We start from the raw sequence: 18,846 nt of genomic DNA, 5'->3' as shown, positions 1-18,846 counted from the left end.
GTCATGACCGCCACGCTGCTCCAGGGCGTCGTCGCCCCCGACGGCTCGGGAGCGGTCGCCGACGACGGGCGCGGGCGGCCGGCGCTGCCGAAGACGGAGCGGCCCGTGGCCGGTTCCGCCGCCCCGAAGGCCAAGGCGCGCACCGTGGAGCGTGGGCCGCGCACCCCTCGGACCGCGCCCCGCGACGCGTGGCCGGCGGCGGGCTCCGCCGACGTGACACTACGCCGTGCCCCGGCGGGCGCGAAGGCGGCGGCACCTGAACAGGCCGGTGGCCTGCCCGTGTACGTCGGCCGGAGCAAGGCATCCTCCGCGCACGCGGCGAAGACGGACCGGAGAGCCGTGGCCGCCGAGTCCGCATCCGGCCGGGTCCGGGTCCGGATGGCCGGCCACGAGCAGGCCCGGCGGGCCCAGGTGGACGGCCTGGTCCTCGCGCTCACCCCCGACCGGGAGGAGTTCACCGACGGGGCCGCGCTCGTCCGGGTCGACTACCGCCGGATCGCCCAGGCGTACGGCGGCGGTTACGGCTCGAGGCTGACCCTGGTCGAGCTCCCCGCCTGCGCACTGACCACGCCCGAGGCGGCCCGGTGCCGCACCCGTACGCCGGTCGAGACGGTGAACGACACGGAGAGCGGCACACTCACCGCCCCGGCCGTCCGCGTCGCCGCTTCGGGAACCACCGTGCTGGCCGCGGTTGCGGACGACACGGCCGCCACCGGCGACTACAAGGCCACCCCGCTCTCCCCGTCCGCCACCTGGCAGACCAACCTCAACACGGGCGATTTCGCCTGGTCCTACGAGATGGCCGTCCCCGACGTGCCGGGCGGGCTGAAGCCGAGCATCGGTCTCGGCTACTCCTCCGGGTCCGTCGACGGCCGGACCGGGGAGACCAACAACCAGTCCTCCTGGATCGGCAGCGGCTTCGACCTGTGGCCCGGCTATATCGAGCGCCGGTACAAGCCGTGCGCGGACGACGGGGTCGAGAACAGCGACGGCATGAAGCCCGGGGACCTCTGCTGGGGCTACGACAACGCGTTCATCAGCTTCAACGGCAAGGGCGGCGAGCTGGTCCCCCTCGGCTCCGACCAGTTCAGGCTCCGCCAGGACGACGGAACCCGGATCGCGCGGCTCACCTCCACGGACCGGGGCAACGGTGACGACAACGGCGAGTACTGGCGGCTGACCGACCCCGAAGGCGTGCAGTACTACTTCGGATACAACCGGCTGCCCGGCTGGAGCGACGGGAAGAAGACCACGGAATCCACGTGGACCGCCCCCGTCTTCGGCGACGACTCGGGCGAGCCCTGCCACGCGGCGGCGTTCGCGGACTCGTGGTGCCAGCAGGCGTGGCGCTGGAACCTCGACTACGTGGTCGACCCCCGGGCCAACGCCATCTCCTACACCTACGTCCAGGAGAAGAACTCCTACGGCCGCAACCTCAAGGCCGCCGACGACACGCGCTACACCCGCGGCGGCTACCTCGACGAGATCCAGTACGGCCTGAAGTCCTCGTCGATGTACACCACCCCCGCCCTCGCCAAGGTGGTCTTCGCCAACGCCGAGCGCTGCCTGCCGGACGCCCTCACCACCTGCTCGTCCATCGGCACCGACTCCGCGTACTGGTACGACACGCCCTACGACCTCAACTGCGAGCAGGGCAAGGACTGCGACCAGGGCCGTCTCTCACCCTCGTTCTGGACGCGCAAGCGCCTCGCGGAGGTGACCACCCAGGTCCGCGACGCGTCCGGCGCCTACCAGAAGACCGACTCGTGGAAGCTGGCCCACCGCTGGGGGACGGCGGACATCGACTACCAGTTGCTGCTCGACTCGATCCAGCACACCGGCCACACCGCGACCCCCGCGATCACTCTCCCGAAGACCACGTTCGCCTACACACAGCTGGCGAACCGGCTGGACCGGACCGGTGACGGCTACGCGCCGTTCATCAAGGACCGGCTCTCCACGATCGCGGACGAGTACGGCGGCCAGACCGATGTCGACTACTCGGCCGCCGCGTGCGACTGGTCCGCCCTGCCCACCCCGCAGAGCAACACCACGCGCTGCTTCCCGCAGTACATCGGCGGGAGCTCCACCGTCGACCCCGAGATCCACTGGTTCAACAAGTACGTCGTCACCTCCGTCACGGCGACCGACCGTACCGGCGGCTCTCCCGACCAGGTAACGGCCTACACGTACATGGGTCCGGCCGCCTGGCACTACGACGACGACGACGGCCTGACCAAGGAGAAGTCCAAGACGTGGTCCCAGTGGCGGGGCTATGGGCAGGTTCGTGTCAAGACGGGCGGCCAGGGCGGCGACGCCGCCATGAAGTCGCAGACCGACTCCTTCTTCCTGCGCGGGATGGACGGCGACCGGGAGGCCCCGTCCGGGGGCACCAGGAACGTCGCGGTGACCCTCGGAGACGACGAAGGCGACCCGATCACCGACCACGAGGCCTTCGCCGGCTTCGCGTACAAGACGGCCACCTACTCCGGCAGCGGCGGCAAGATCCTCACCAAGACCGTCAACCGCCCCTGGCGGCACGAGACGGGCAAGCGGACCCGGGACTGGGGCACCATCACCTCCAACTTCACGGGAACCGGACGCACCACTACGTGGACGTCCCTGGACGACGGAGCGGGAGCGTCCTGGCGGACCACGTCCAGCTCCTCCACCTACGACACCGTGGCGGGGCGGGTCACCCAGACCGACGACCGCGGTGACGAGTCCACCGCGACGGACAACCGCTGCACCCGCACCAGCTACGCCACCAACGACAGCGCCAACATCCTCACGCTGCCCGCCCGGGTCGAGACCGTGTCGAAGGCGTGTGCCGACACCGTCGACCGGACGAAGGACGTCATCGCCGACGTCCGCTCGGCATACGACGGCGGAGCCTACGGCGCGGCTCCCACCAAGGGGGACGCCACCGCCACGGCCCTGCTGAAGAAGCACGACGGCACCACGGCCACCTACCTGGAGTCCGGCGCGACCTTCGACTCCTACGGCCGGGTCCTGACCAGCACCGACCTGACCGCGAACGTCACAGTCACGGGCACGGCGGCTCCCGTGCGCACCGCGCGCACCGACGGGCGGACCACGACCACGGTCCGCACCCCCGCCGCGGGGTTCGTCACGAAGACGGCGACGACCACGCCCCCGGCCAAGGCCGGTGACGCGACGACGGCCCTGACCAGCTCGGCCACCCACGATCCACTGCGCGGGCTGCCGCTTACCCAGACCGACGCCAACGGGAAGGTCACGACCTTCACCTACGACGCGCTGGGCCGCTCCTCCAAGGTCTGGCTCGCCGACCGGCAGACCACGCTGTCGCCGAGCTACGAGTTCGGCTACCTGATCACCGAGGGACAGCCGGTGGCGGTCGTCACGAAGGGGCTGAACACGAACGGCGGACAGATCGCCTCCTACACGCTTTACGACGGCTTCCTGCGGCAGCGCCAGGTCCAGGCTCCCGGGCCGGACGGCGGGCGGCTGCTGTCGGACGCCTTCTACGACGAGCGCGGCCTGAACTCGAAGACGTTCGCGACGTACTACTCGACCGGAGCGCCCTCGGGAACGCTGTTCACGCCGACGGACGCACTCGCGGTCGAGACTCAGTCCCGTGTGACCTACGACGGTCTGGGCCGCCCCACCGTCACCACGCAGATCGCGGGGAACGGCGACGGCGGGACGGTGATCGGGACCGCCCGCACCGACTACGGCGGCGATCGCACCACGGTCATCCCTCCTGTGGGCGGCACCGCGACCACCACACTCGTGGATGCCCGCGGGCAGACGACGGAGTTGCGTCAGCACCACGCTCGGTCCGCGGACGCCGCATACGACTCGACCCGCTATTCCTACAACTCGCGCGGTGAGCTTTCGAAGCTCACCGACCCGGCCGGGAACACCTGGACCTACACCTACGACCTGCTCGGCCGCCTCACCGCGACGACCGACCCGGACAAGGGCGCCGGCTCGAGCACGTACGACGACCACGGTCAGGTCGTCTCGTCCTCGGACGACCGGGAGACCGACCTGTACTACGCCTACGACGGTCTCGGCCGCCAGACCGAACTGCGGGAGAACAGCGCCGCCGGTCCTCTGCGGGCCTCATGGGTCTACGACACGGTCAGCGGAGCCAAGGGCCATGTCGCGGAGTCCACGCGGTACGTCGGCAGTGAGGCATACACCAGCAAGGTGGTCGCCTACGACCGGCTGTACCGGACGCTCCGCTCGACCTTGACCGTGCCGGACAGCGAGGGCGCACTCGCCGGTACCTATCTGTCGGCTACCGCCTACAACGTGGACGGCTCCGTCCGTACGACCGGATTCCCTGCGGCAGGCGCGCTGTCCGCCACCACGGTTGCGTTCACCTACGACGAGCGGACCCTGCGGCCCACTGCCCTGAGCGGCAGCCAGGGCCTGGACGCCACCACCAGCTACAGCCTCACCGGCAAGCCGCTGCAGTTCGAGCTCTCCAACGACGGCGGCAAGAAGGTCTGGGCCACCAACACCTACGAATGGGGCACACAGCGCCTTGCCACCGCCCGCGTGGACCGGGAGGACGTTCCGGGTGTCGACCGTCACGACACCTACCGCTACGACGCGGCGGGCAATGTCCTTTCCGTCTCGGACGTCTCCCGGTCCGGCACCGACACCCAGTGCTTCGGTTACGACCACCTGCGCCGGATGACGACCGCCTGGACCCAGGCCACGGCCACCTGCGCTCCCGCCCCCGGCGGCGGCACGGTCGGCGGCCCCGCGCCCTACTGGCACTCGTACGCCTATGACAAGGTGGGCAACCGGCTCACCGAGACGCTGCACGACGTCACCGGTGACACGGCGAAGGACACCGTACGCACTTACGGCTATCCCGAGCCGGGGGAACCGCGTCCGCACGGTGTCACCTCGGTCACCCAGACAGGTCCGACGGGCACCGCGCAGGACACCTACGGCTACGACCCGGCCGGCAACACCGACCGGCGTACTCTCGCGGGCACCTCCCAAAAGCTCGAATGGGATGCCGAAGGTCATCTTGCCAAGGTGACCCAGCCCGTGGAAGGCAAGGCGGACGAGGTCACCGAGTACGTCTACGACACCGACGGGAACCGCCTCGTCGCTCGCACCGCGACGGAGACCACCCTTTACCTGGGCCCCACACAGATCACCGTGGCCAAGGGAAGCACCGAGCCCGAGGCCACCCGAACGGTCGATCTCGGAGGCGGCCACCAGGCGGTGATCGATGACGACGGCTCTGTCTCCTTCACCCTCGCCGACCACCAGGGCTCCGGCCAGCTGGCGGTGGAGGAGTCGAACCAGCAACTGACCCAGCGGCGGACGCTCCCGTTCGGGGGCATCCGCGGCACGCGACCCGCCAACTGGCCCGGCACCGCCGGGTTCCTCGGAGGGACCGACGACTCCGAATCGACAGGACTGCAGCACATCGGCGCCCGGGAGTACGATCCGGCAACAGGCCGGTTCCTCTCCGTCGACCCCCTGCTCACGCCGGAGGATTCGCAGGCACTCAACGGATACGCCTACAGCAACAACAGCCCTCTCACCTTCAGCGACCCCAGCGGTCTGGGCTGCATCCACGGCGCGCCCGGTGGCGGGGCGGACGGCATCTGCGCCGGCGTCGAGGGTGACACCGACGGCGTCATCGGCCCCGGCTCCAACAACTGCCAGCGGATCTCCTCCTGCTACGACACCGCTGTCGCGATGTCGAAGAAGGCCAGGAAGAACGGCACCTACGGCAAGAAACCGATCATCATCCAGCGCAAGGGTGACTCGATCACCATCCAGGGCGTCTACATACCGACCCAGGCCGAACTCGCCGAGACTTTCCCCTATTACCACGAGCGACTGGACTACGAGCACAACCTGCAGAACTGGGCCCGGGCAACGCAGTGCACAGGCCTGAGCAACGCGGGGTCCGAGTTCTGCAACGCGATCGGAGAACTCGGCTGGTTCGGTGACCGCGACGGCCCCGGGATCCTGGAGGTGCTGGGCGTCGACGACTACGTCGGCTGTGCCAGGGGATCGGGCAGCGCCTGCAAGGCGGCGGCGATCGACGTCGGGATCTCGCTGGCCACGGGCCTGGTGGGCAAGGCCGGAAAGGTCGTCTTCAAGAGCGTCAAAGCCGGGATCAAGAAGGGAGACGTCCTTCCCATCGAATGCCTGGCGGCCGGTGCGCTTCACAGTTTCGTCCCGGGCACCCGTGTCCTGATGGCGGATGGCTCGACCAGGCCCATCGAAGAGGTGGGCGTCGGCGACAAGGTGGTCGTCACCGACCCCGCGACCGGCGAGACGACCGTGCGGGCGGTCGTCGCCACCATCGTGACCGAGGACGACAAGCACTTTGTCGACGTCACCGTCACCGGGGAGGACGGTGAGGTTCCGGCCCCGCTGAGCGCCACGACGACGCACCCCTTCTGGTCACCCTCCGAGGGGGCCTGGGTGGACGCCGGCGTGCTGAAGCCCGGCATGACCCTGCGCGCCGCCGACGGCAGCACTGTCAGGGTCGACAGCACGCGGGCGTATCAGCAGCGGCAGCGCACGCACGACCTCACGGTCGACGACATCCACACCTACTACGTGGTCGCCGGCGAAGCACCGGTCCTGGTGCACAATGACGACCCGCTGCCCACTCAGGTGCAGGGGCGAAACCAACCACTGACCAACAAGCAGGCGACCGACCTGGCGAAATATCTCGGTTACACCAAGACCAACTACAAGGTGCGAGGTCAGCTGGTGTTCACCAACAAGAAGTCGTTCATCACGCAGGACATCGGCAACGGGGACGGCTCGCACAACGGCGGAACATGGAAGATCGCCAAATCGGTGGAGGCACTGGGCCAGAAGGCCACGCGCACCGCGACGACGGATGCTCTCCTGACCGCGATCGGATGCTGATGGGCAACGACGAGGAAGCGGATTTCCCCTACTGGAGCATCGACATGCCGGGGCTCGACGAGCGCCGCGCCGTCGAGCTGGCCGGCCTGGTCCGGCAGTCGGGCGCGGGGATCGAGCCGACGCTGGTCGACCCAATGCTCTGGCTCACCCTCCACCTGGATCGGGAGACGGTCGAAGTGGTCCGGGACGCCTTGGCCTCGGCTCCGACGACCGCGGTCACGGCGTCGCTGGTCGAGAGCTTCGACGAGTGGCTCGACCAGTCGGCACGGGGCGGAGAAGGTGGAGCCGACAGCCCTTGAGAGTTCGAGGCCGGCAGGGGGCCGCCCACCTCCCGGCCTCGGACGCGGCATCCCCGGCTTCCCTTTCCTGGGCCGAGGGTGCCGTGCCTCTCTGGGGCTCGGCCGGACCCGGTGAGGACCCGGGGCAGGGTGACGGCACCGGCGCGTCGTCGAAGTAGGAAGGAGGTTGTCCCGTGGCTGCTGAGACACCGGCCGGCGCGATCACCACGCTCCTGGAGGGCGCTGTGGTCCGGTCCGTCGGAAGGGCCGCGGACATGGGCGTGATCGAGTTCGCCGGCTCGGCGGGCGAGAAGGTCATGGTCCATGTGCAGTGCCCCTTCCGGATCGCGCACGAGGGAAAGACCGTTCTCGGGTCCGCCGACATGAGATACGCGCAGAAGGGAGCGGGAGCCACCGCCTTCGACGAGTTCCGCACGGTGTACGACGCCCGTGCGGCCACGCTCGACGGGGTACTCGGGCAACTGCGCCCCACCGTGGACGCCGTGACCGTCGGCGAGGCCGGGGAGTTCACCGTGACCTGGGCGCCCGGCTTCAGGCTCACGGTGTTCCCCGACTGCTCCGGCGCGATGGAGGCCTGGCGGGTGCTCGTACCCGGCGGCGCGCACCACGGATTCCCGCCGGACGCGGTCTGACACGCCCCGGCCCCCTGCTCCGTGCGCGTAGCAGGGGGCCAGGTCGTGTGCGCGAATGCGCGAAGCCGGGGGCCAGGCCACCCGTGCGAGACGCGGGGAGCCAGGGGGCCACATCACGCGTGCGGGACGTGCGAAGGTTCCCTCAGGCCCGGTCCGCGACCGGCTGCGGCGCCCCCGCGCGCGTGCGGGCCGCGTCCACCAGGGCCCGCATGATCCGTGGGTCGTCGCCCATCTCGGGGTGCCACTGCACGCCGAGCACCCATGGCGGCCCCGGCAGTTCGATCGCCTCCACCGTGCCGTCCGCGGCGTGCGCCGACGCCACCAGCCCGGGCGCGAGCCGGTCCACGGCCTGGTGGTGGTACGTCGGGACGGACGCCTCATCGGGCACGAGCGAGGCGTACAGCGTGCCCGGGACCGGGGTCACCGTGTGCTCGCCCAGGACACCCGCCTTGCCGAACGGGCCCGCGTGGCCGTCCAGATGCTGGGTCAGGGTCCCGCCCAGCGCGACGTTCAGCAACTGCATCCCCCGGCAGATCCCGAGCACCGGGACGCCCGCCTCGCGCGCCGCGCGCAGCAGGGCCACCTCCCAGGTGTCGCGCTCGTGGGCCGGCGGGCCGGTCCTGAAGTCGCGCTCCGCGCCGTACAGTCCGGGATCGACGTCCGCGCCGCCCGCGATCACGAGGCCGTCCAGCCGGGCGACGACCTGTGCGGCCCGTGCCGGGTCGTCCGGCGGCAGCAGCGCGGCCAGGCCGCCGGATCGCTGGACCAGCCGCGGATAGGCGGAGGGGAGCACCGCCGCGGGGAGTTCCCAGACGCCCCAGCGAGCCGCCGGCTCCAGATAGGTCGTGACGCCGATGAGCGGTTCGTGCATGGTGCGGTCCCTCCGGCGGCCGGTCTGCGGACCGGCCCGGTGCAATGGTGTCGCGTCATACCTTTGTTCGTGGAGCGCCACCGCGCAAGAGCGGTGATCCGGAAGGGCAAGATCAAGCCAGGAAGCCCCGGAGCAGTGCCGCGGTCCCCGCGCAGTGCTCGCGCACCACCGCACGCGCCGTTTCCTCGTCGCCGTCGAGCACCGCCTCGACGAGGGCCGTGTGCTGCTGCTGAGAATGCTCCAGATTCCGTACCAGCAGGGGTATGCAGTCCAGCAGGTCGTTCACCGTCGCCCGGACGGTCGCGTAACGGGCCGTGAGGGAGGGGGACCCGGACAGCTCCGCGATCGTCAGGTGGAAGAGGGTGTCGAGCCTGCGGTAGTCGGGCAGAGGTGCCTCGTGTGTCGCCGCCAGAGCCGTCCGGAGCCGGTCCGCCCCCTCGCCGCCGAGGCCGTGCGAGGCGCACAGGCCCGCCGCCCCCGCCTCCAGCACCTCCCGGAACAGCAGGACGTCCTCGATGTCGACGCCGGCCACCCGCCGGCGCAGTTCGTCCCCGTCGGCCGGGCCGGTGCGGGGAAGCACGAACGTGCCGCCGTAGCGGCCGCGCCGCGCCTCCACCAGCCCCTGGTCCTGGAGCACTTTCAGCACGTCGCGCAGGGTGACGCGGCTGATCCCGAGGAGGGCGGCGAGCTCACGCTCGGCCGGCAGCCGTCCACCCGCGGGCACCAGGCCGAGCCGGACCACCTGGAGGATCTGCTCCAGGGCCTCCTCGAAGCCGCTGCCCGCGCGGACCGGCCGCAGCGCGGGCAGCAACGGGCCGGAGGCCCCTGGTTCCACGGTCTCCTCCGCCACGTCCCGATTCCCTTCCCCCCAATGGTTTTCTCCCATACCTTAAGCCTTCCGGCTGACCGAACGAGGAGTATCCCGTGGCAGACCGAACACCCCCGCTCCAGGTCGACGAGTTGCGCGAGCTCGTGGGGAGGGGCGAGATCGACACCGTCGTCCTCGCCTTCCCCGACATGCAGGGACGGCTTCAGGGCAAGCGGTTCGCCGCGCCGTTCTTCCTGGACGAGGTGCTCGAACACGGCACGGAGGGGTGCAACTACCTGCTCGCCGTCGACACGGACATGAACACCGTCGACGGATTCGCCATGTCCTCCTGGTCGAACGGCTACGGCGACTTCGCGATGCACCCCGACCTCACCACCCTGCGCCGCATCCCCTGGCACGAGGGGACGGCGCTGGTCATGGCCGATCTCGCCTGGGAGGACGGCTCACCGGTCCTCGCCGCGCCCCGCCAGATCCTCCGGCGGCAGCTGGAGCGGCTCGCCGCGCACGGTCTGACCGCCCATGTCGGCACCGAGCTCGAATTCATCGTCTTCAAGGACACCTACGAGCAGGCGTGGGACCGCCACTACCGCGGGCTCACCCCGGCCAACCAGTACAACATCGACTACTCCGTCCTCGGCACCGGCCGCGTAGAGCCGCTGCTGCGCCGCATCCGCAACGAGATGGCGTCCGCCGGCCTCACCGTCGAGTCGGCGAAGGGCGAGTGCAATCCGGGCCAGCACGAGATCGTCTTCCGCTACGACGAGGCGCTCGTCACCTGCGACCAGCACGCGGTCTACAAGACCGGTTCCAAGGAGATCGCCGCCCAGGAGGGTGTCGCCCTCACCTTCATGGCCAAGTACAACGAGCGTGAGGGCAACTCCTGCCACATCCACCTCTCCCTCCGGGACACCGACGGGCGCAGCGTCATGGCGGGCGAGGACGGCGCCATGTCGCCCGTGATGCGGCGCTTCCTCGCCGGGCAGCTCGCGGCCCTGCGCGACTTCTCGCTGCTGTACGCGCCGAACATCAACTCCTACAAGCGGTTCCAGCCGGGCTCCTTCGCCCCGACCGCCGTCGCGTGGGGGCACGACAACCGCACCTGCGCCCTGCGCGTGGTCGGACACGGCCGCTCGATGCGCTTCGAGAACCGGCTGCCCGGAGGGGACGTCAATCCCTACCTCGCCGTCGCAGGGCTCGTGGCCGCCGGACTGCACGGCATCGAGAACGAGCTGGAACTCCCCGAGGCCTGCGAGGGCAACGCCTACACCGCCGGATACGACCAGGTCCCCACCACACTCCGCGAAGCCGCCGAGCTCTGGGAGAGCAGCGCGACGGCCCGCGCCGCCTTCGGCGACGAGACCGTGGCGCACTACCGCAACATGGCGCGCGTCGAACTGGAGGCCTTCGACGCCGCGGTGACCGACTGGGAACTCCGCCGCTCCTTCGAACGCCTGTGAGGCACCCCGTGATCCACGAACACCGCGTCCTGAACCCGGCGACAGAAGCGCTCGTCGCCACCGTCCCCGCCACCACCGCCTCCGAGGTGTCCGCCGCCGTCACCCGAGCCGCCGCGGCCCAGCGCACCTGGGCCGCCCTGGCACCGGCCGACCGCGCGCGGCTGCTGCGCCGGTTCGCCGTCCTCGTCGACGAACAGGCCGAGCGCCTCGCCCTGCTGGAGGTCACGGAGGCGGGCCACACCCTGGGCAACGCCCGCTGGGAGGCGGCCAACGTCCGGGACCTGCTCGACTACGCCGCCGGGGGAGTGGAACGCCTGACCGGGCGCCAGATCCCCGTCCCCGGCGGGATCGATCTCACCCTCCTCGAACCGCTCGGCGTCGTCGGGGTGATCGCCCCGTGGAACTTCCCCATGCCGATCGCCGCCTGGGGCACCGCGCCCGCGCTCGCCGCCGGCAACGCGGTCATCCTCAAACCGGCCGAGACCACCCCGCTCACCGCCCTCGAACTGGCCCGGATCGCCCTCGACGCAGGGCTTCCCGAGCACCTCTTCCAGGTGCTGCCGGGCGCGGGGGACGTGACGGGCGGCGCGTTGGTCGACCATCCCGGCGTAGCCAAGATCGTCTTCACCGGATCGACCCGGGTGGGCAGGCAGATCATGGCCAGGTGCGCGGACCGGGTGAAGCGGCTGACCCTCGAACTCGGCGGCAAGAGCCCCAACATCGTCTTCGCCGACGCCGACGTCGAGGCCGCAGCGGCCTGCGCACCCATGTCCTTCCTCGACAACACCGGCCAGGACTGCTGCGCCCGCACCCGCATCCTGGTCCAGCGGCCCGTGTACGAGCGCTTCCTCGAACTGCTCGTCCCGGCCATCGCCTCGGTCGTCGTCGGAGACCCCTCCGACGAGAAGACCCAGATGGGCCCGCTGATCTCCCGGACCCAGCTGGAGCGCGTCCGCGCCCTCGTCCCCGAGGACGCGGACGGCATCCGGGGCAGCGCGCCCTCAGGCCCCGGTTTCTGGTTCCCGCCCACCGTCCTCACCGGTGTCGCTCCGGACGCGGCCGTCGCCACCGAGGAGGTCTTCGGCCCCGTCGCCGTCGTCCTGCCGTTCGAGGACGAGGAGGACGCCGTACGACTGGCCAACGCCACCGACTACGGACTGGCGGGCTCGATCTGGACCCGTGACGTGGGCCGCGCGCTCCGGGTGTCGCAGGCGGTCCGGGCCGGGAACCTGTCCGTCAACTCCCACTCGGCAGTCCGCTACTGGACCCCCTTCGGCGGGTACGGACAGTCCGGGCTCGGCCGTGAACTGGGGCCCGACGCCCTCGCGGCCTTCACCGAAACCAAGAACGTCTTCATCGGCACGGAGGCCTGACCACACATGAGCACCGACACCGGGAACATCTGCCGCCGTCTCACCGGCCGCACCGCCGTCATCACCGGCGCCGGCAGCGGCATCGGCCTGGCCACCGCCCGCCGGCTGGCCTCCGAGGGGGCCCACGTCGTCTGCGGCGACATCGACGAGACCACGGGCCGGGCCGCCGCGAAGGAGGTGGGAGGCACCTTCGTACGCGTCGACGTCACCGACCCCGGCCAGGTCGACGCGCTCTTCGCGGCGGCGGACGACACCTACGGATCCGTCGACATCGCCTTCAACAACGCGGGCATCTCGCCCCCCGACGACGACTCCATCCTCACCACGGGTCTGGAGGCATGGAAGCGCGTCCAGGACGTCAACCTCACCTCGGTCTACCTCTGCTGCAAGGCCGCGCTGCCCTACATGCGGCGCCAGGGGCGCGGCTCGATCATCAACACCGCCTCGTTCGTGGCCAGGATGGGCGCGGCCACCTCGCAGATCTCCTACACCGCGTCCAAGGGAGGAGTGCTCGCGCTGTCCCGGGAACTCGGGGTGCAGTTCGCCCGCGAGGGCATCCGCGTCAACGCCCTGTGCCCGGGGCCGGTCAACACACCGCTGCTCCAGGAGCTGTTCGCGAAGGACCCGGAACGCGCCGCCCGCAGGCTCGTGCACATCCCTCTCGGCCGGTTCGCCGAGGCGACGGAGATCGCGGCCGCCGTCGCCTTCCTGGCCAGCGACGACTCCTCCTTCGTCAACGCCACCGACTTCCTCGTCGACGGCGGGATCTCGGGAGCGTACGTGACCCCGCTCTAGGACCCGGGCCCGGATCCTGCCGCGCCGGGCCCGATCCGGACCCGGCGCCCCGGCCGCCGTCCCTACAGTGGTCCCATGAGTCACTCGACCCCGCCCGGCTGGTACCCGGACGTGAACATGCCGGGCACCGAGCGCTGGTGGGACGGCACGGCCTGGACCGCGCACGCCCGCGCGGTCCCCTCGCCGCTGTCGGTGCCCCACCCGCCCGGGAGCCCCGCACCCGCCGGCGCCCGCCGCGCGGCCAGGACCGTCGTCCTCGCCGCGGCGGGCCTCGCGGTCGTGGCGGCGGCCGTCGCCGGCTTCCTGGTGCTGGGCGAGGAGGACGGTGACGCCCCGCGAAGCGCACCCTCGCCGACCGCCACGGTCAGCGCGAGCGCGGACACCCCCTCACCCGCCGGCGGCCCGCAGGACGACCCCTCCGTGCTGGTCGACCAGCTCAACGGCGTCACCCTGAACGTCCCCGACGGCTGGGAGAAGCCGGAACACACCCTCGACGACTCCTCCACGATGCGTACGGTCGGGTCGTACACCTGCCCCGGCGACTCGGGGAGCTACTGCTACCACGGGACCGTCACGGTCCGGACGGCGGGCGGCACCGATCTCACGGACATGAAGGACCTCGCCGAGCAGGACATCGAGACGGCCGCGGACAACGCCTACGGCGAGGACTTCGCAGGCGGACGCCCGCACGGAGGGATCAGGTCCCACGAGCAACTGGCGTCCGAGTCCGTCACCGTGGCGGGACGCACCGGGCATCTGGTGCGCTGGAAGGTCACCACGGGCAAGGGGCCGGGCGGCTACGTGCAGTCGCTCGTCTTCCCCTCCGCGGTGGGCAGCGAGACCCCGGTCATCGTGCGCTTCGCGTTCGACGCGGGTCAGGACGATCTGCCGCTCTCCCTCATGGACACCGTCACCGAGGGCATCCGCCCGGTCGGTGACGCCACGAACGGCGGTGTGGGCAGCACCGTGGCGCCCTGACACCCCGGGATCACGCCGCCCGGTCCGTACCGGGAAGCCTCAGCGGGAGGACAGGGGAGCCTCGGAGGAGGGGCCGGGGAGCCTCAGAGGAAGGTGCGGCCCTCACCGCGGTACGTGGGCACGGTGGCCGTGATCCGATCGCCCTCGATCAGCCGCAACTCGTCGAACCGCTCGCACAGTTCACCGGCCTTGGCGTGCCGGAACCACACCTTGTCGCCGATCAGCAGATCGTCCGCGGGCGAGCCGAGCAGGGGGGTCTGCACCTCTCCGGGGCCCTCCTGCGGGTCGTAGCGCAGGCCCTCCGGCAGATACGGCACCGGCAGCCGGTCCGGGCCCGCCGCCCCCGACGCCGGATATCCGCCGCCGAGCACCGTCACCACGCCCACGCCGGGACGGCGCACCACCGGCTGGGCGAACAGCGCGGCCGGACGGCCGGTGAACGACGTGTAGTTGTCGAACAGCCTCGGCACGTACAGCCCGGACCCCGCGGCGATCTCGGTCACCGCGGCCTCGGCGGCGGTGTGCTGCACACTGCCGGTACCGCCCCCGTTCACGAACTCCAGGTCCGGCGCCACCGTCCGTACCGCCCGCACGACCTCCGCCCGCCGGGTCGCCAGCTCCCTGCGCGCCGCCGCCTGCATCAGCCGCACCGCGCGCGAGCGCAGCGGGCGGCCCGCCAACGAGTCCCCGACACCGGCGACATGGCCCTCGTACGCCATCAGCCCCACCAGCCGGAAACCCGGCCTGCGCTCCACCGAGCGGGCCAGTTCGGCCAGTTGGGCGGGGGAGCGGAGCGGGGAGCGCAGCGCGCCGATCCTGACCCTGCCGCCCAGCAGCCGCAGCGACGTGTCCAGCTCCAGGCAGACCCGGATCTCCTCGGTGCCACCGGAGCGCGCCGCGTCGATCAGCTCCAGCTGCGCCGGATCGTCGACCATCACGGTCACCGCCGCCGCGAGTTTGGGATCCCCCGCCAGTTCGGCGTAGCCGGCGCGGTCGGCCGACGGATAGGCCAGCAGCACGTCCTCGAAGCCGGAACGGGCCAGCCACAGCGACTCCGCGAGGGTGAACGACATGATCCCGGCGAACCCGGGGCGCGCGAGCACCCGCTCCAGCAGGGCGCGGCAGCGTACCGACTTGCTGGCCACCCGGATCGGCTTGCCGCCGGCCCGGCGCACCAGATCGTCGGCATTGGAGTCGAAGGCCTCCAGATCGACGACGGCCACCGGGGCGTCGAGATGGGCGGTGGCCCGATCGTAACGGGTCCGGTCAGCGGCGCGGGCAGTCATGGCCGCAGCTTGCCAGACGGCCGTACCACTGGGTAGGGGACGTTCGGTGCAGATCGTCCCGCACCCTCCGTCCCCGTCCCACGGGGCGCCCTCCACCCCGTAGAGTGAACGTCACGCGAGCGAACGACGGGCCCGTGCGAAGCGCCGGTCCGCGGGCGGTACGGGGACGTGGACCAGGGGGACGGATGAGTACCGAAGCGCAGCGCGCTCCAGTGCCGCCCCGCCCGGGCGTCCCGCCCGCCCCGCCGCCGCTCCCCGGACACGCCCCGGCACCACCCCTCCCGCGTACGGAGCCCACTCCTCCCGCGCCGCGTACGGAGCCCACACCGGCCGAGACGACCACCCGGCTGCGCGCCGTACCGCCTACGCCTCCCGGCGCCCCGCCGTCCGCGCCCCCCGGCCACCCCGCACAGCCCGCCGCGACCCGGCGCAGGCCCGTCGGCGCTGTGGACCTGACCCCCCGCCCCGGCGCCGCCCCGGCCCCGCCCGGCGCCTATTACGCCTACGCGGAGACCCCCGCCGAGACCACCACCCGGCTCCGTCCCGTACCGGCCAGGCGCCCGCTCAGGACCGCGGCGGCCGCGGCCTGTGCCGTGCTCGGCCTCGGGCTCATCGGCGGCGCGGTCACCGGCAGCTGGCTCACCGGGGACTCCGCCGCCGAGCCCGGCGACGACAGCGCGTACACCGTGAGCCGCTCCGTCTGGCACAGCGTGCCCGTCGACACCCTCTTCCCGCGCACGCTCAAGGGCGAGGGCGCGGGTCCGGGAGCCACCGACCGGGTGTGGACCCGGGTGGCCGTCGCTGGCGACAGCGAGTGCGCGGCCGGTCTGGACCCCCTGCTCCTCGAGGCGCTCCGGCCGGTCGGCTGCGAACGGCTGCTGCGCGCCACCTACTCCGACGCGACCCGCAGCAGCGTCACCACCGTCGGGATGGTCTTCACGGAGGCGGACGCCCAGGCGATGAGCGCGCTGAGCACCCGCTTCACCGCCCAGAAGCTCGCCGCGCGCTCCGACCTGATGCCCCGTGCCTATCCGGCCGAGAACACCGTCGCGGCAAACTTCACGGACCGTCAGCGCGCGAGCTGGACCGTCCATGTGCTGACCGAGGCCCCCGCCGTGGTGTTCGCCGTCTCCGGCTTCGCCGACGGCCGGACGGTCGCCGATCCGCAGCCCGTCGCCGAGGCCATGGCCGCCGGGGCCACCACCGCCGTCGCCCAGGCCGGACTCGGGCATGAGGCGAAGGGCATCGCCGACCGGGTGGAGCGCGCACTGCGCAGGACCGTCACCGACCTCACGGAGAAGCCGGAGTGACCGCAGCAGCCACGACGCCCCGGCCCCGCCTGTTCCGCGCGCTCGCCGCCGTGACCACGGCCACCGCCTTCGCGCTGATCCCCGCCGTCCCGGCCCGCGCGGACGCCATCCGGGACCAGCAGTGGGGCCTGGAGGCCCTGCACACCGACCAGGCCTGGCGGACGACGAAGGGCGAGGGCGTCACCGTCGCCGTCCTGGACACCGGGGTCGACGACCAGCACCCCGACCTCGCGGGCCAGGTCCTGCCAGGCAAGGACCTCATCGGCTTCGGCGCGGGGCGCGGCGACAGCGCATGGGCCCTGCACGGCACCGCCATGGCCGGCATCATCGCGGGCCGGGGCAACGGCCCCGGCCGGGCCGACGGGGTGCTCGGAGTCGCTCCGGAGGCGAAGATCCTGCCTGTCCGGGTGATCCTCGAGTCCAACGACTCCTCCCGCGGCAAGGCCCGTGAGTCACGCGGCACGGCGCTCGCGGACGGCATCCGCTGGGCGACCGACCAGGGCGCCGACGTCATCAACCTCTCCCTGGGCGACGACAGCAAGTCCGCGCACCCGGAGCCGGGCGAGGACGCGGCCATCCAGTACGCCCTCGGCAAGGGCGTGGCCGTCGTCGCGTCGGCCGGCAACAGCGGGGACAAGGGCGACCGCGTCTCCTACCCGGCCGCCTACCCCGGGGTGATCGCCGTCGCCGCCGTCGACAAGTACGGCACGCACGCCTCGTTCTCGACCCGCCGCTGGTACGCCACCGTCAGCGCCCCCGGCGTCGACATCGTCGTCGCCAACCCCGACCAGCACTACTACATCGAGTGGGGCACCTCCGCCGCCTCGGCCTTCGTCTCCGGGGCCGTCGCCCTCGTGCGCGCCGCCCATCCGGGGCTCTCGCCCGCCCAGATCAAGACCCTGCTCGCCGACACCGCACGCAACGCCCCCGAGGGCGGCCGTGACGACGCCCGTGGCTACGGCCTGGTCGACCCCGCCGCCGCCATCGAGGCCGGGGCGGAACTGAGCCCCGACGGTACGGAGGCCAGGTCCGCCACGGCCGGCTACCGCAAGCAGTACTTCGGAGCCGGCCCCACCCCCGAGCCGGAGGACGAGGACCCGGCCGGCTGGCTCGCCCCGGCCGCGGGCGGCCTCGGAGCCGTACTCCTCGCCCTGGCCGTGGTGCTGTGGCGCGGCGGCAACTCCGTCAGCCGGTCCCGCTGACCGCCCCCGTCACGCCGGCCGCGGTTCTGGCGACGGACTCCACGAGGGCGATGCCCGCCTCCTTCGTCGTGTGCCCGCGCGAGAGCACGGCGACCAGCAGGGTGTGCCCGCCGCTCTCCACCCGCCCGATGCTGTTGACGTCCCACAGCCCTGTCGTGGTCCGGGGCATCCAGCCGTTCTTCAGCACCGCTCCGCTTCCCGCAGCGGACACCCCCCACCGCTGGTCCGCCTCGACCTCGCCCATCAGCTCCGTCAGATAGGCGCGAGAGGCATCCGTCAGCACCGTCCCCGCACCGCACACCGCCTCCAGCAGCCGCACCTGGTCGGCGGCCGTGGTCCGGGTCAGCCCCCACGCGTGCACGGCCCCGGTCTCGGTCAGGCCCAGGCGTTCGTTGGCCGCGTCCAGGCCCTCGGCGCCGCCGATCACCTTGAGCAGCTCGGTCGCCGAGGTGTTGTCGCTGCGCCGGATCATGGCCTCCGCGTACGCGTGCTCCGCCCCGCTCAGCTCCCGGTGCTCGTCCTGCGCGAGCAGCAGCAGCGCCGCCAGGATGTCGACCTTGACGATGCTGGCGGTGTCGTACGTGCCGTCGCCGTACGTCGCGTGCGCTCCCGTCTCCGTGTCCAGCACCGACACCGAGACATCGGCGCCGTCCGCCGGGACCGCCAGCGCCTCGGCCAGCTCCGCGTCGAGATCCACCTCGGGCTCCTCGCTCACGCCCGTCGTGGCCGGCGGGCTCGACGCGGAGGATACGGCGGCCACGGCGGCCGGAGCGTCATCCGCGGAACGACCCACCAGATACGCGCCACCCACGGCGGAACAGGCCAGGAGAAGGCCGGCGGTCACCGAGGCGGACAGCGTGGACCTGCGGGTTCTGTGACGGGGCATGGGCCGGACGCTAGGC

Annotated in this window: 13 protein-coding genes; 9 read left to right on the top strand and 4 right to left on the bottom strand. The window is 71.9% G+C overall.

The genetic code is table 11. From position 1 onward, the window contains the following. Positions 1-3 precede the first annotated feature (3 nt). The 3 genes from ABZY45_RS15390 to ABZY45_RS15380 all read left to right on the top strand — a co-directional run bounded on the left by ABZY45_RS15390 (position 4) and on the right by ABZY45_RS15380 (position 7,843). Positions 4-6,912: a polymorphic toxin-type HINT domain-containing protein gene (locus tag ABZY45_RS15390; protein WP_356740441.1), complete on the top strand. Its 6,909-nt coding sequence runs from the start codon at positions 4-6 to the stop codon at positions 6,910-6,912. After that, positions 6,906-7,211, top strand: coding sequence for a hypothetical protein (locus ABZY45_RS15385; RefSeq protein ID WP_356740056.1), 306 nt, complete (start codon positions 6,906-6,908; stop codon positions 7,209-7,211). Before ABZY45_RS15390 ends, ABZY45_RS15385 begins: the two co-directional genes overlap by 7 nt. A 173-nt stretch (positions 7,212-7,384) precedes the next feature. Further along, positions 7,385-7,843 (top strand): hypothetical protein, encoded by a 459-nt coding sequence (locus tag ABZY45_RS15380; protein ID WP_356740054.1) that lies wholly within the window; start codon positions 7,385-7,387, stop codon positions 7,841-7,843. Between the two features lie 142 nt (positions 7,844-7,985). Here the strand turns inward: ABZY45_RS15380 and ABZY45_RS15375 are convergent, their stop codons facing one another. Both ABZY45_RS15375 and ABZY45_RS15370 read right to left on the bottom strand, forming a co-directional pair. Next, complete coding sequence (locus ABZY45_RS15375; RefSeq protein ID WP_356740052.1) at positions 7,986-8,714, bottom strand: gamma-glutamyl-gamma-aminobutyrate hydrolase family protein; 729 nt, start codon at positions 8,712-8,714, stop codon at positions 7,986-7,988. A gap of 112 nt (positions 8,715-8,826) precedes the next feature. Beyond that, on the bottom strand, positions 8,827-9,600 hold the full coding sequence (locus tag ABZY45_RS15370; protein WP_356740050.1) for an FCD domain-containing protein: 774 nt from the start codon (positions 9,598-9,600) through the stop codon (positions 8,827-8,829). Positions 9,601-9,638: 38 nt separating this feature from the next. Here ABZY45_RS15370 and ABZY45_RS15365 point away from each other — a divergent pair, with 38 nt between their 5' ends. The 4 genes from ABZY45_RS15365 to ABZY45_RS15350 all read left to right on the top strand — a co-directional run bounded on the left by ABZY45_RS15365 (position 9,639) and on the right by ABZY45_RS15350 (position 14,146). Beyond that, positions 9,639-11,000 (top strand): glutamine synthetase family protein, encoded by a 1,362-nt coding sequence (locus ABZY45_RS15365; protein ID WP_356740048.1) that lies wholly within the window; start codon positions 9,639-9,641, stop codon positions 10,998-11,000. 8 nt (positions 11,001-11,008) lie between these two features. Next, positions 11,009-12,373, top strand: coding sequence for an aldehyde dehydrogenase family protein (locus ABZY45_RS15360; RefSeq protein WP_356740046.1), 1,365 nt, complete (start codon positions 11,009-11,011; stop codon positions 12,371-12,373). 6 nt (positions 12,374-12,379) lie between these two features. Then, on the top strand, positions 12,380-13,168 hold the full coding sequence (locus ABZY45_RS15355; RefSeq protein ID WP_356740044.1) for a 3-oxoacyl-ACP reductase: 789 nt from the start codon (positions 12,380-12,382) through the stop codon (positions 13,166-13,168). A 75-nt stretch (positions 13,169-13,243) separates the two neighbouring features. Continuing rightward, positions 13,244-14,146 carry a DUF2510 domain-containing protein gene (locus tag ABZY45_RS15350; RefSeq protein ID WP_356740042.1) on the top strand — a complete coding sequence of 301 codons (903 nt, stop codon included), beginning with the start codon at positions 13,244-13,246 and terminating at the stop codon, positions 14,144-14,146. A gap of 83 nt (positions 14,147-14,229) precedes the next feature. Here the strand turns inward: ABZY45_RS15350 and ABZY45_RS15345 are convergent, their stop codons facing one another. After that, positions 14,230-15,432, bottom strand: coding sequence for an amino acid deaminase/aldolase (locus ABZY45_RS15345; RefSeq protein ID WP_356740040.1), 1,203 nt, complete (start codon positions 15,430-15,432; stop codon positions 14,230-14,232). Positions 15,433-15,878: 446 nt separating this feature from the next. Here ABZY45_RS15345 and ABZY45_RS15340 point away from each other — a divergent pair, with 446 nt between their 5' ends. Together ABZY45_RS15340 and mycP are read left to right on the top strand one after the other, a co-directional pair. Then, complete coding sequence (locus tag ABZY45_RS15340; protein ID WP_356740439.1) at positions 15,879-16,742, top strand: hypothetical protein; 864 nt, start codon at positions 15,879-15,881, stop codon at positions 16,740-16,742. A 29-nt stretch (positions 16,743-16,771) separates the two neighbouring features. After that, a complete protein-coding gene (mycP, locus tag ABZY45_RS15335; RefSeq protein ID WP_356740437.1) occupies positions 16,772-17,944 on the top strand; it encodes a type VII secretion-associated serine protease mycosin in 1,173 nt (390 codons plus the stop codon). On the opposite strand, the gene ABZY45_RS15330 is transcribed toward mycP, so the two are convergent. Then, entirely contained in the window at positions 17,928-18,830 is a 903-nt protein-coding gene (locus ABZY45_RS15330) for a serine hydrolase (protein WP_356740038.1), read from the bottom strand. The two genes, mycP and ABZY45_RS15330, sit on opposite strands and share 17 nt — an antisense overlap. Positions 18,831-18,846 lie beyond the last annotated feature (16 nt).

The organism is Streptomyces sp. NPDC006516, from assembly GCF_040611875.1.
Taxonomy (GTDB): Bacteria; Actinomycetota; Actinomycetes; order Streptomycetales; family Streptomycetaceae; genus Streptomyces.
This window is presented reverse-complemented; position numbering and strand designations above follow the sequence as displayed.

Bases quoted from the DNA above. Each gene is read 5' to 3' on its own strand.
- ABZY45_RS15370 (WP_356740050.1), bottom strand. From the start codon at position 9,600: ATGGGAGAAAACCATTGGGGGGAAGGGAATCGGGACGTGGCGGAGGAG.
- ABZY45_RS15330 (WP_356740038.1), bottom strand. From the start codon at position 18,830: ATGCCCCGTCACAGAACCCGCAGGTCCACGCTGTCCGCCTCGGTGACC.
- ABZY45_RS15375 (WP_356740052.1), bottom strand. From the start codon at position 8,714: ATGCACGAACCGCTCATCGGCGTCACGACCTATCTGGAGCCGGCGGCT.
- ABZY45_RS15390 (WP_356740441.1), top strand. From the start codon at position 4: ATGACCGCCACGCTGCTCCAGGGCGTCGTCGCCCCCGACGGCTCGGGA.
- ABZY45_RS15350 (WP_356740042.1), top strand. From the start codon at position 13,244: ATGAGTCACTCGACCCCGCCCGGCTGGTACCCGGACGTGAACATGCCG.
- ABZY45_RS15345 (WP_356740040.1), bottom strand. From the start codon at position 15,432: ATGACTGCCCGCGCCGCTGACCGGACCCGTTACGATCGGGCCACCGCC.
- ABZY45_RS15385 (WP_356740056.1), top strand. From the start codon at position 6,906: ATGCTGATGGGCAACGACGAGGAAGCGGATTTCCCCTACTGGAGCATC.
- ABZY45_RS15355 (WP_356740044.1), top strand. From the start codon at position 12,380: ATGAGCACCGACACCGGGAACATCTGCCGCCGTCTCACCGGCCGCACC.